11 protein-coding genes are annotated in these 12,596 nt (G+C 48.4%); 6 read left to right on the top strand and 5 right to left on the bottom strand.

Going from position 1 to position 12,596, the window contains the following annotated elements; translation table 11 throughout:
- Positions 1–34 precede the first annotated feature (34 nt).
- The 6 genes from A3848_RS00120 to A3848_RS00095 all read left to right on the top strand — a co-directional run bounded on the left by A3848_RS00120 (position 35) and on the right by A3848_RS00095 (position 7,361).
- Entirely contained in the window at positions 35–1,384 is a 1,350-nt protein-coding gene (locus A3848_RS00120) for an ABC transporter substrate-binding protein (protein ID WP_074082800.1), read from the top strand.
- A 119-nt stretch (positions 1,385–1,503) separates the two neighbouring features.
- Positions 1,504–2,397: a carbohydrate ABC transporter permease gene (locus A3848_RS00115; RefSeq protein ID WP_074082796.1), complete on the top strand. Its 894-nt coding sequence runs from the start codon at positions 1,504–1,506 to the stop codon at positions 2,395–2,397.
- 2 nt (positions 2,398–2,399) lie between these two features.
- Positions 2,400–3,233, top strand: a complete 834-nt coding sequence (locus A3848_RS00110; protein WP_074082794.1) for a carbohydrate ABC transporter permease — start codon at positions 2,400–2,402, stop codon at positions 3,231–3,233.
- Between the two features lie 32 nt (positions 3,234–3,265).
- The gene (locus tag A3848_RS00105) at positions 3,266–5,083 is read left to right on the top strand and encodes a sensor histidine kinase (protein WP_074082792.1); all 1,818 of its coding nucleotides are present in this window, start codon (positions 3,266–3,268) and stop codon (positions 5,081–5,083) included.
- 29 nt (positions 5,084–5,112) lie between these two features.
- Positions 5,113–6,609 (top strand): response regulator, encoded by a 1,497-nt coding sequence (locus tag A3848_RS00100; protein WP_074082788.1) that lies wholly within the window; start codon positions 5,113–5,115, stop codon positions 6,607–6,609.
- 5 nt (positions 6,610–6,614) lie between these two features.
- On the top strand, positions 6,615–7,361 hold the full coding sequence (locus A3848_RS00095; protein ID WP_074082785.1) for a spermidine synthase: 747 nt from the start codon (positions 6,615–6,617) through the stop codon (positions 7,359–7,361).
- Here A3848_RS00095 and A3848_RS32010 read toward each other — a convergent pair.
- From A3848_RS32010 to A3848_RS00075, 5 genes are read right to left on the bottom strand one after another with little or no spacing between them, the layout of a single operon-like run.
- Positions 7,358–7,501 (bottom strand): hypothetical protein, encoded by a 144-nt coding sequence (locus A3848_RS32010; protein WP_167374701.1) that lies wholly within the window; start codon positions 7,499–7,501, stop codon positions 7,358–7,360. The genes A3848_RS00095 and A3848_RS32010 overlap by 4 nt on opposite strands.
- 12 nt (positions 7,502–7,513) lie before the next feature.
- Entirely contained in the window at positions 7,514–9,241 is a 1,728-nt protein-coding gene (locus A3848_RS00090) for a SpoIIE family protein phosphatase (protein WP_178381862.1), read from the bottom strand.
- Positions 9,242–9,261: 20 nt separating this feature from the next.
- Positions 9,262–9,678, bottom strand: coding sequence for an ATP-binding protein (locus tag A3848_RS00085; protein WP_074082780.1), 417 nt, complete (start codon positions 9,676–9,678; stop codon positions 9,262–9,264).
- Complete coding sequence (locus tag A3848_RS00080; protein WP_074082778.1) at positions 9,675–10,016, bottom strand: STAS domain-containing protein; 342 nt, start codon at positions 10,014–10,016, stop codon at positions 9,675–9,677. Before A3848_RS00080 ends, A3848_RS00085 begins: the two co-directional genes overlap by 4 nt.
- A 2-nt stretch (positions 10,017–10,018) precedes the next feature.
- Positions 10,019–12,583: a chemotaxis protein CheA gene (locus A3848_RS00075; protein ID WP_074082776.1), complete on the bottom strand. Its 2,565-nt coding sequence runs from the start codon at positions 12,581–12,583 to the stop codon at positions 10,019–10,021.
- Positions 12,584–12,596 lie beyond the last annotated feature (13 nt).

The raw sequence follows: 12,596 nt of genomic DNA, 5'->3' as shown, positions 1-12,596 counted from the left end.
ACGCTAACAATAAAACGAAAAAGGGGACAACGCAATGAGAAACAAGTTATTTTCGTTATGTTTTGTTATCATCATGATTTTCTCTTTATCCCTGACAGGCTGCGGCTCCAACAACAACAATAATAATGCCGCTTCAGCCGCAGACAAGCCTGCAGCAACTACGGATACTGAAGGTACCGGTGGTAATGCGTCAGCAACCACTGAACCGGCCGCAGCAAGCGGCACCGACATCAGCGGCAAAATCACCTTCCTCACCAACAGAACCGACATGATCGGCAAAGAGTATGACGAATATGTTAAGCGCTTTAATGAGAAATACCCGAATATCAAGGTCGAATTTGAAGCCTCCCAAACCGACTACAACCAGCAAGCCAAAGTTAGAATGGCCAGTGGAGAGCTTCCAGATGTGATGTTCGTTCCAAGCATTCCAAACTCGGATCTGCCTAAATATTTTGCTTCCCTGGACGATCTTGGCCTGAATGACAAGATTACCTTTAAAGACTTCAAATCCTATGAAGGCAAGCTCTACGGAATTACAACAGGTAACTCCACTTCCGGGATTGTCTACAACAAAAAGGCCTTCGCCGATGCCGGCATCACGGAAGTTCCTAAGACCTGGGACGAATTCCTGGCTGCCTGCGAAAAGCTGAAAGCCAAAGGTATTGTGCCACTGGCTTCCAACTTCAAAGACAAGTGGCCGCTTAACGACTGGGTATTTGCAGTTCCTCGCATCATTGAGAACAAAGCTGATTTCCCTAATGACAAGCTGAACACGGACACTCCTTTCACTATGGATAATGGTTATGGCAAATCATTCAGCCTTCTGAGAGAGCTTAACGAAAAAGGCTATCTGGAAAAAGACATCAACTCCACCAACTGGGAACAATCCAAGAAAGACATCGCAGCCGGCAAGTTCGCCATGTATTTCCTTGGCAACTGGGTAATCAATCAAGTCGTCGGCGCAGGTACAACTTCTGACAACGTAGGTTTCTTCCCGCTTCCTTACGACAACTCAGGTAAACTTACTGCTCCGCTCAGCCCTGACTTCTTCTATGCCGTGGCTAAGGACAGCAAAAATGTAGACGCTGCCAAAGCCTTCGTGAAATGGATGATCGAAGAATCAGGATATGAAGATTTTGCCGGATTTATCTCTCCGCTGAAAGGCAAAGAATCCAAGCTGCCTCAGTTGAAGGAATTCCAGGCTACCGGCGTAACTCTGCAAGAAGGTACACCGGATGATCCTAAGGTTACCGAAATCACTAACAAAGCACAGCTTGATATTCCAGCCATGCTTCAGGAGTTTGTACTTGCCAAAGATCCGCAAACCGTCTTTGACAAATGGAATAAAGCCTGGGCTAAAGCTAAGAAAGACCTCGGCTATTAATCTCAAGTCACGCTGTAACGTTAGCATCCTATAACACGGCGCAAAATGGATTATCGCCTTTACGGATAATCCATTTTGCCATAAATCACAGAGCGCTCACAAGGAAAGTAGGTCAAGTGATGTTAGGAACATTATCCTATAGCAAACAAAAAACGATTATTATCGTATCCTTTCTGCTCATTCCGCTGCTTCTGCTGGCTACATTCACGTATTATCCGGCACTCAAGCTCATCTACTACAGCTTCACGAACTGGGACGGCTACAGCCCCGAGAAGCCTTGGGTAGGACTGGATAATTACCGCGAAGTCTTCAGCAATCCTGATATTTTCAAGGTATTCATCCATAACTTTGCTTACTTCGTCATGGGGATTGTCCAGAACGTAGTGGCTATCTATTTCGCTGTTGTGCTGAACAGCAAGCTGCGGGGCCGCAACGGATTCCGGATTATGCTCTTCCTGCCCTACATTATGAACGGCGTTGCCGTTGCCTTTATGTTCGGCTATGTATTTGATACCACCAACGGCTCGCTGAATCTGTTCCTGGACAGCATCGGACTGCACCATCTGGCCCAGACCAGCTGGCTTGGGACCGAAGGTCTCGTCAACTACTCACTGGCCTCCACCGGCTTCTGGCGCTTCATGGGCTACAATATGGTTATCTACATCGCCTCTTTACAGGCCATTCCGCGCGATATTTATGAAGCGGCCAAGATCGACGGTGCTGGCTCTTTTCAGACCCTATGGAGAGTGACCCTGCCGAATATGAAGGCTGTTATTCAATTGAATCTTTTCCTCACTGTTACCGGTGCGCTTGAGGTCTTCGACCTGCCATTCGTACTCACCAAAGGCGGCCCGGCCGGCGCAAGTCAGACCTATGTGCAGCGCGTGGTCGAGACGGCATTCGCATATAACAATTACGGCCTGGCTTCAGCCATGAGCATTATTCTGCTGTTCTTTGTTGTTATTGTGCTGCTGGTACAGCAATTGGTTCTTAACCGGGGAGGAGACAAATAAACATGACACACACTAAATTTCGTCTGGTTGATATTATCAAATACGTCTCACTCCTGATCGGGGTCTTTGTCGTCCTCTTCCCTCCTTATGTGGTAGTCGTCAATGCCTTCAAATCTACAGATGAATTCAATTCAAGCAGCTCGATGTCCCTGCCAAAAAGCTTCCTGAACTTCGACAACTTTGTTGCCGTCTTCCAGCGCGGTGGGCTCCTCAGCGGTTTCGGCAATGTCCTCGTGATTATAATAATTACATTGACCTTGAACATTCTGTTTGGGACAATGGTAGCATATGTCCTTGGCCGCTTCTCTTTTAAAATGAAACCGGTCGTCTTTGGGGCTTATCTCGTAGCCACCATCATCCCAAGCATCACCACCCAGGTTGCCACCTTCGGCATCATCAAGAACATGGGTCTCTACAACACGCTCGGCGCCCCAATTGTCCTGTATATCGGCGCAGACGTGATCCAGATCATTCTGTATCTGCAGTTCATCCGTAACATTCCGGTTGATCTGGATGAGAGTGCCATGGTGGAGGGTGCTTCCCTGTTCAAAATCTACCGTTCGATCATCTTCCCGCTCCTGACCCCGGCGACAGCTACGCTAGTGATCTTGAAGACGATCAGCATATACAATGACATGTACATCCCTTACCTTTATATGCCCAAACAGAGCCTTGGCGTGGTCACCACCATCCTGATGCGTTTCCAGGGGGTCAACTCCGGGGAATGGAACCTGATCTGTGCCGCGATTCTGCTGATTTTGCTGCCGACAGTGATTCTGTACTTTTTCCTGCAGCGTTACATTTTTGAAGGAGTAACCAGCGGCGCGGTTAAATAAGGGGAAAGGAATGTACCGAGAGGAATAACAACGTGCTGTCAACAATCCTGAGGATTTTTCGCAAAATGTGGTTGTTCCTGGCTGACCTGCCGATGGAGCGCAAGCTGATTGTTGTGTTTGTATTTCTGATTTCCATGCCCATTACTTATGTCAGCTATCTGTCCTCCCGCTCCATGTTCAGTTCTGTTCTGGAAAGTGCCACGGACAGCGCGGGCCAAATGACCTCGAACGCATCGGATACGATGGACCGCTATGTGGCAGACTTGAAACGGTATACTACCTTACCGCTGTATAATACCGATGTGCAGCTCTACCTGACGCAGAAGAGCACCGATTGGGATAAAAATACCGCCATGTCGATGTTCCTCAGTTATCTGAAACCCACGAAAAGCGAAATCCTGGCCGTCTATATGGTGGACCAGTACGATTCCGTTTTTTACGATACGGCTGCAGGTATCAACATGACTTTTCCGAAGGACCGGCTGTCTACATGGAAAAGCCTCAGCGAAGCCGGAGGAACGGCTCCTGTCATTCAGGGGAGACACAGCATCCAGGTGAACTCGTCCGAACAGCGGGAGGTCTTCAGTGTGCTGCGCACGATCTATTCCGTAAGCACGTTGAAAAGCATCGGAATTCTCGTCTTCGATATCGACATCCGCCTATTCAAGGGTATTCTGGATCCCGTAAATGCTGTGACTCAGGGCAACACCCTAGTGGTGGATGATCAGGGGAAGCTAATGTATGACGGTGAAGATACGGAGAAGGCAACTCCCGAAAAGCAGGCGCTCACCCGGCAGCAGCTGCTGGGTCATGTGAAACAGGATCAAGGACATTTTCAGATTGAGCTGGACGGACAGCCCTACCTGGCCGTATACACCGTATCCAAGCAAACCGGCTGGACGACAATGGTTACCATTCCGCTATCCCGTATTCTGTCGCCTGTAGAGAAAAACCGCAATACGCTGATTCTGACCACACTCGCGATTATAGCCTTTGCCCTGTTCGTCGCTACGATCATCTCGCATGCGCTGACAAAACCGCTGAAATCGATGGTCAGGCTGATGAAGCAGGTGCAGCACGGCAATCTGGAGGTCTGGCTGCATCCCAAATACAACGATGAAATTGGCATGCTTGGCAGCCACTTCAACCGGATGATCGTCCGGGTCAAGGATTTGCTGCAGGAGGTCTCTCTGACGGAAAAAAGAAAACAGAAAGCCGATATGCGGGCACTGCAGAACCAGATTAACCCGCATTTCATTTATAACACCCTGGAATCGATCCGTATGCTGGCCGAGAGCAGCGAGGACCCGCGGGTCGCGGAGCTGACCTATCTGCTCGGATTGCAAATGCGCTACGGCATTGTCCGCAGCGAAGAGATGGTTACGATCCGCCACGAGCTGGACCATGTACGGAATTATCTGCATCTGCTGCAGATCCGCTTCCCGGATAAATTCAAACTGGATATTACAGTGCCGGAAGCATTACTCCCCCTTCCTGTCATTAAGCTGGTCCTGCAGCCGATCGTCGAGAACGCTGTCTTTCATGGCCTGGAACCGAAGGTAGGACCCGGTACACTGAGCATCAAAGGCTGGGAAGAGGATGGCAAAGCCGTATTTTGCGTAGAGGATGACGGTGTGGGTATGGATGGTGACACTCTGCGTGCTTTGAACGACAGCTTGAGAAGCGGAGCAGACGGTGAAAGGTTCGGCATTGGTCTTAGGAATGTGAACGAGCGGATCCGCCTGCATTACGGCCCTTTGCTTGGTCTAAGCGTAAGCAGCGAGCCCGGCAGAGGCACCCGTGTCACCTTGCGCATTGAAGCGCTCACCAGCCGTCTCCGGGAGGAATAATACTAGTTATTTTAAGGAGGGATTCCGGATTGCTGCGTATTGTGATTGTAGATGATGAGATTCTGATTCGCGAGGGCCTGGCCCGGATGATAGGCAAGGAGAGCAGCAGCTTTCTTGTCATAGGAACGTATGGCGACGGCAAGCAGCTGCTGGATGCCCTTCCCTCCCTTCAGATTGATGTGGTCATTACAGACATCCGGATGCCGCATGTCGACGGGCTCGAGCTGATCAAACAGCTCAAAGCCGGGTATCCGCGGATACGTACGCTGCTGATGAGCGGATTTGTAGAATTCAATTATGCCCGGGAAGCAATCCGCAGCTCTGCTGTGGACTATTTACTGAAACCTATCAACAAAGAGCAGCTTTTTGAAGTGCTCTACCGTCTGGATGAGGAGCAGAGGGTGTTTCGGGAAAAAGAAGAACGCCAGCGTTCCGGGCTTCTGCTCTCGCTGCTGCATGTCGAGCAGCCATCCGAAATCCTTCTAAGCAGCCTTACCTTGCCCCAGCCTTACTTCTCCGTGTTCGTGCTCAAAGGAAGCTCGCGGGAAACCGTCTGTGCCTGTTCAGACAGTCTGCGGCAAGAGAAGGAAATATTGCTTGACCTTCTGGAAATCAGAAAGGGACTGTATGTATGGATCTGGTATTCTGCCGAGCCTTTAACAGCTGCGGAATTGAACCGTATCGGCGCGACTATCCGGGCAGCAAGCAGCGGACAATGCCTCCATGCCGGAGTCAGCGGCTCATACCGCACTCCCTCCAAGCTTAGATCCGCCTACCTGGAAGCCAAGCGGGCCTGTGATGCAGGGATTTACAATTCGCAGCCGCTGCATTATATTACTGCTCAGGAGCTTCCGGCTACGGACATCAGCCTGAGTGATCCCTTTTCGCCTGTGCGTGAGCCGTTGATTCACGATCTGCAAATTTTGAATATATCCGGCGTTCTGGGACATCTCCATTCCATGTTCTCTTTGCTGGAGTCGCAGCGGGCTTGTCCTGAACATATTCTGCGGGCCTGCCGGGAAGTTGAGGACACAGCACGCAAGGAGCTTCAGGAATTCGGAGCCGTTTACAGAGTAAGCAGCCGGCCTTCGCTTGAAGAACAGATCGAGACCTGCATGAGCTTTGAAGAGATCGAGCGGATGTTCATCTCCACCTTCACAGACGCATTAAGCATAATCCGCACGCACCGTCTGGAGCTGTCAGGTACCGCTGTCGAAACCGTGAAGCGCTGGGTAGCAGCCCACTACAATCAGCACGCCGATTTGAACATGCTGGCAGGGATGGTATTTTTGACACCAAGCTACTTGAGCAAGCTGTTCAAGCAGGAAACCGGGTTGACCCTGACCGACTATGTGATTGAAATCCGTATCCGCAAGGCCAAGCAGCTACTGAAGAATGCCCATGATCTGAAGATTCACGAGATCGGAGCTGAAGTCGGCTACCCCGATCCCGCCTATTTCAATAAGCTGTTCAAAAAAATAGTCGGCGTCACACCGAACGAATATAAACGCATTTCACTTGTTTAAGGAGAATGATCGCTTTGCAGCTATGGTTAAGCACCGCTGGGGATGGGCATGGAATCCAAGTTTACGATACCACAGAATTATATGGTGAGAGAGGCAGATTCCGCGTGCTGCAGTTTTCGGGAGACGCTATTCAGGGAGCCCTTGATCTTAACCACCCCCGCCGGGTGGTCTTTGAATATCCTAGAGCAATGATCCATTTAATGGAGTCAGGAGGGGCGATGTTCGAGGATGTGTTTGTCATTGGACATGGCATCGGGACGATCGCCGGATACTTCGCAGAGAAACGCTTTAAGACCGCCGAGGTAAATGCAGAGGTTGTGAAGCTCAGCAGGCAGCACTTTGGCTGCAGCCAGGACAATGTTGTTATCGGGGATGGGCGCAGCATTCTGGAGAGTGAGCCGGACCACCGCTATGACTTCATCCTTCTGGATGCCTTTACCGCAGACGGTACCCCGCAGCATCTGGTTTCCAGCGAGTTCTTTGCCCTGGCCCGCTCCAAGCTGAACAGCCGCGGTTCGATCATCATGAACCTGATGGGCAGAAGCGAAAGGGACCGCCTGATGGGTGCCATCCACACGACCCTTAGCGAAGAATTCCCCTATATCAAAGCTTTTGCTCTTCCTGCAGAAGGTACAGCCGATGTCCGTAACATCATCATTATGGGCAGCATCAGGCCGATCCGCTATCAAGCCAAGCAAATGGCCGGATTTGTGGAAATCACGCTCGGGCAGGGCCATGTGATCCGGGATTAAGAGGTGCCGGAGCTTCCGTATTCAAAAAAGTCATCCGCAAGCAGCAGCGAGAGCTGCTGCGGTGATGTCCGAACCTCCGTGGTCAGCAGCAGCTCCTCCAGCTCGCATATATGCTTCCAAAGCAGAGTTTCTGTATCCATTCCAGTCCCTCCTTACAGAGTATCATCCGTTTCCACGGCAGTATCACCGCATACATCCATGCAGACGAGGCAAATATCATCCTGTTCCTCTTGCTCACCCTGCTGGTTTTCTTTGTTGAACGCAAGCAGCTTGTCCATTACCGCCGAAATCGGCTCAAGTCTGGTTTCTTCCATTACCTGTAGCAGCTGACCGATCTGGTCTTTTAACAAACATCCCGGTCTTTCGATCAACCCGTCGGTATATAAGAGTACCCGGGCGGCTCCCTTGAAGGAAAGAGTCTGTTTTTGAAGCTTCATTTGGGGAATCAAACCAATGGGAAGACTGGAAGATTTCAAACGGAATACTTCGCCGCTACCATCTACAAGCAGTCCGCTGGGATGTCCTGCATTTATATATTCTACGGTGTGCTTCTCTGCATCCACTATCAAATAGATAGCTGTAAAAAAGAAATTCGTAGTCCCCTTGGCCACGCTGAACAGCTTGTTCATATGATTATTTAATTCATGAATGACTTCTTCCGGAGTTAGATTGGCTTGGATAATCCCCCTCAGTAAAGAACGGATGGACATGCAAATAAGTGCCGAAGAAACCCCATGCCCCATAACATCCATGATCAGAACCCCGTAGCGGTTCTCTTTCAAGCGGTACCAGGCATACATATCTCCTCCAAGGTTCCGGGAAGGAACGTATTTTGCGTTAATGGAGAAGGAAGGTGTATGTATCGGTTGACTGAGTACACTCTTCTGAACCTGTCTGGCCAAATCCAGGTCTGTTTGCTTATTCTTTTCAATCTGCTTCTTATCGGTAATATCGAGCACAACTCCGTTTACACCTATGACCCCATTTCTAGGGCCAGCTAAAGGAAACATCCGGCTCTCTACCCAGCGGATCTCCCCGCTTGCATGAATAATCCGGTATTCAAGAGTCAGATGAACGGCAATCCCCTCAACAATGGAAGACATTCGGCCCTTCACCAAATCCTTATCCTCGTCATAGACCTGCGCCGACCATAAATCGGGGTATTGATAATATTCCTCTGCAGAGTAGCCGAATATCTTCTCACATGCCGGCGAGATGGTTAGCAGTTGATTGCGGGTCACATCAAACGACCATAAGATAATATCAATACTCCTGTAAATGTTGTTAAGCTGGGTCTGAATTTCACCCAATTTATTCTGAACACTTTCAAATTCAGTAATGTCCTTGGCAAAACCGATAACCCCCTGAATTTCTCCATTGGCCATTAGAGCAACACTGGATAAATCAAAGATCAGATACTGTCCGTTTTTATGGCGCAGCTGTAGCTTGCTGGAGGTAGAAAGAATACTCCCGTTCGTAATATCGCGAAAGGTCTCCTGAATTAACGGGATATCGGCCGGGTGAAAGAGATCAATAAATGAAGTGTCCCTAATCTCCGCCTCAGTATGTCCGAGAAGATCCAGAAGATTGGGACTTACACTAATGATGGAGCCATGGAGATCTACCACGTATATTCCTGCATTATTGTAGAGAAATAACGATTTATACCGCTGCTCACTATCTCTGAGTTTCTTCGTATTCCCTTCCTGCCGTGTATACAAGATATACAGGGGTGTCAAAATAATAAATTGTGTCAGCAGATCAACAATATACTCATATCCGAACTTTTTATCCACAAACAGAAGGTTGTACATATTCACTACGACAAGAAGGACAAGAATAACGAGAGCCTTGTTTTTGGAGGCTTTTTCTCTCAACAAGCCATATATCCTATTGTTCATTACACTTTCCTTTTCTTACGCATGGAGAGGGTGATATAGGGACCCGTAGGGATTAAGCGTACTTCATCCATAATGCCTTGAATCAGAACCAGCCCTCTTCCGCGTGACCCTATTTTGACCGGCTGGTTTGGTTCATTGCTCAGTTCAAAGGACCCTCCATTCTGACAAACCCTGATCTCCATAATATCGGATTCAACCAGCCATGAAATTCTGAATTCACAAGTACCTGAGGGACAACCATGCTCAAAAGCATTCATGCAGGCTTCTTCAGTGACCAACTGCAGGAGTATAGATTCGTGGTCAGAGAATTCCGTAAGCATAGCAATTCGATGGGTTGTCTTCATAGCAAGAGCAATATCACTTCTCGAATGAATCACCAGAATCTGCCCGTACGTCCCGCTGTTCACGTTGTTCATTTCAATTCACCTGTAAAATAGGCGTAGCCTTCTTCAAGTGCAGTGAAGATCTTCATCAATGCACTGAAATGGACAATTTCGAAAATTTCACCTACAGTTGATTGGACACCCACAATAATGAGCTCTTTGCCTGCACGACCTGCGCCAAGCACAGCATCAGCAATCACACCCAGGGCCGCGCTATTCAGATAGGCTACCTTCGTGAGCTCCAGGATAAGCTTTGTCTTCTCTCCTTCGACCAGCTTCTCAATCGCTCCGCGGAATTCGTCCACGTTTTTTAACGTTACATCTGTATTCCAGTTCAGCAGCTGTACCTGATCCTTCAAGATATTCTCCATAATCAACCCACCTCTTTCCGCTTAATTTCTAAATTCAGCATCTTCTCCAAATTCAGCAAATGGATAAACTGTTGGTTTTGTTTGTATATGGCATCGAGCATATCTGAATTCATAAGCACATAATCCAGCGTTTCTTCCATGTATGCTCTTGAGAGCGGGCAAACCTGCGCAACCTCATCAACTACAATTCCCACCTCATGTCCAGACACTTCGCAGATCATGATCCGGGAGCCGGGGGCTTGCTCAAAGGCGCTCATTCCCAATTGAGGCCGTAAATCATACACCGGAAACAGCATTCCCCGCAGATGAATCATCCCCAGAACATGTGCAGGCGCAGAGACCAGAGGGTGAATCTCAGGTACAGGCAGAATCTCTTTCATCTTGTAAATCGGAATTCCGAAATCCAAACCTGACAGCTTGAAGGTCACATATTTCTCACCTTCAGCATCTACCTGTTCACCCTTCATGTCTTCTGCCAGCAGTGCCTCGTATGAGGAGCCTGTCTCACGGGCAATGAAGCCGACATCCAATATATGGGCCACATGACCGTCTCCAAGAATCGTTGACCCGGCAATATAAGAAACATTACCGATATAATTCCCCAGCGATTTGATCACGATCTCCTGATTGCCGATGGTTTGATCGACGACCAGACAGACCCGTTTATCCGCCAATCCTACGATTACCACGAACAAGCGGTCCTTAGCCGGTTCAAGCTCTTCCTGCACCTGCAGTTTTCGGTGAAGACGTACAAGAGGCAGTACCTGATTGCGGAATTTACACACTTCTTTCCCTTGTACCGTAAGAATATCCGCTGTCTTCAGCCTGAAGATTTCAATCACATTCACTAACGGAACCGCAAATGTACTTCTTCCCAGCTTCACCAGCAAAGATCTTATAATGGCAAGGGTTAAGGGAAGCTTTATGGTAAATACGGTCCCTTCATTCCGCGTGGTTTCAATATCAATGATGCCATTTAGTTTCTCAATATGCGATTTCACAATATCCATTCCAACGCCCCGCCCGGACAGATCTGTGACCGTTTGGGCTGTGGAAACGCCTGAACGGAAAATCAGCATCACAAGTTCCTTTTCCGTCATATGGCTGGCCTCTTCAGCACTAACGAACCCTTTACGGATTGCCATTTCTTTAACCTTTTCCGCATCTATGCCCCTGCCATCATCTGCGATAGTAATTACGATCATATTCCCTTGATGGCTGGCCCGAAGCACTATGGTTCCTTTGCACGGTTTGCCCATCGCAGCCCGTTCTTCCGGCAGCTCCAGTCCATGATCCACCGAATTACGCAGGATATGAATGAGCGGGTCACTGATTTCTTCAATCAGGGTACGGTCAAGCTCCGTCTCTTTGCCTTCAATGATGAATTCGATTTCTTTATTCGATTTCTGAGCCAAATCACGGACCATACGCGGAAAACGGCCAAACAAATGCTCAATCGGCAGCATCCGTGTCTTCATCATTCCTTCCTGGAGATCGGTAACGACCATGTTCAAATGGCTTGCAATGTCATTGAGGACATTAATATCGCCATTGTTTTTGAACTGCTCGCTTAGCTTGGCACGTATACTGCGAAGCCTAGTGTTATCAATGATTAATTCGCCTACCAGATTCAGAAGACCCTCAAGACGTTCCACATCAACGCGAACCGTCTGAGCCACCTGTACCTTTTTCTCAGAAATTACCTGAACCTCATTAACTTTGACTATATCCTTGCGGGGTTCTTGTACTTTGCTCTTTTCGACTTCTGGCACTACTTTCCCTTCTATAAAGGCATCCAGATTCAAAGTTGTAATATATTCAATACGTACGGAATCAATTTGGGAGATATGGGTCAGACTACGGATAATGTCCTGCTGGATTTGTCGGGTAATCAAAATATACACTACAGTTCCGGTAAATAACTCATCCTTCTCAATCATTTCCAGCTCCGGGTAGCAGGCAGCAACTTCCCCATGCTCTGTCAGATTAATTTCGACGAGCTTGGCCCTTACATATTTCATGGATTCCTCTTCCGCCATATGAACATGAATAGCCATAACCTCGTAGCCGCTTTCCAGAGCCGTTTGTATTTTTCCTTTCTGAACATTATCAAAGACAATATGTAGAGCAGGTGCAGACTTTTTAACTGACTGTTCATGGTTTACGGGTGTGCCCGAAGCGGAACCCCGGATTTCTTCCAGCCGCCCCATGAGGATCGTTGTGTCTCCCTCCTCCATCACACCACCCAGAATGGAGTGGCGGAGCTCCTTAATGAAATCGATACAGTCGAATAGAATATTCAATAATTCGGAGGTTACCTCCTGCTCTCCGCACCGGATCAGCTCAAATACACTTTCCATCTGATGGGTCAGTCTGTTAAGCTGCTTAAAACCCATGACTGCAGAAGATCCTTTTAAGGTATGTGCAGCCCGGAAAATTTTTTGAATGGTGTCTTGCTGACAGCCCACGCTTTCCAGCATCAGCAAGGAATCATCCAAAAGCTGAAGCTGTTCTTCCATCTCATCTAAAAAGACACCCAAATACGCAGAATTATGAAAATCATTCATCTTTTTCGCTCTC

Origin of the sequence: Paenibacillus sp. P32E, from assembly GCF_001909085.1 — a bacterium.
Classification (GTDB): Bacteria; Bacillota; Bacilli; order Paenibacillales; family Paenibacillaceae; genus Paenibacillus_AQ; species Paenibacillus_AQ helianthi.
Note: the sequence above shows the minus strand (reverse complement) of the source record. Positions and strands in the feature narration are given on the sequence as shown.

Excerpts from the sequence above, each read along its gene's own strand:
- A3848_RS00120 (WP_074082800.1), top strand. The coding sequence starts at position 35 with ATGAGAAACAAGTTATTTTCGTTATGTTTTGTTATCATCATGATTTTC.
- A3848_RS00075 (WP_074082776.1), bottom strand. The coding sequence starts at position 12,583 with ATGAATGATTTTCATAATTCTGCGTATTTGGGTGTCTTTTTAGATGAG.
- A3848_RS32010 (WP_167374701.1), bottom strand. The coding sequence starts at position 7,501 with ATGGATACAGAAACTCTGCTTTGGAAGCATATATGCGAGCTGGAGGAG.
- A3848_RS00110 (WP_074082794.1), top strand. The coding sequence starts at position 2,400 with ATGACACACACTAAATTTCGTCTGGTTGATATTATCAAATACGTCTCA.
- A3848_RS00080 (WP_074082778.1), bottom strand. The coding sequence starts at position 10,016 with ATGGAGAATATCTTGAAGGATCAGGTACAGCTGCTGAACTGGAATACA.
- A3848_RS00095 (WP_074082785.1), top strand. The coding sequence starts at position 6,615 with ATGATCGCTTTGCAGCTATGGTTAAGCACCGCTGGGGATGGGCATGGA.
- A3848_RS00085 (WP_074082780.1), bottom strand. The coding sequence starts at position 9,678 with ATGAACAACGTGAACAGCGGGACGTACGGGCAGATTCTGGTGATTCAT.
- A3848_RS00115 (WP_074082796.1), top strand. The coding sequence starts at position 1,504 with ATGTTAGGAACATTATCCTATAGCAAACAAAAAACGATTATTATCGTA.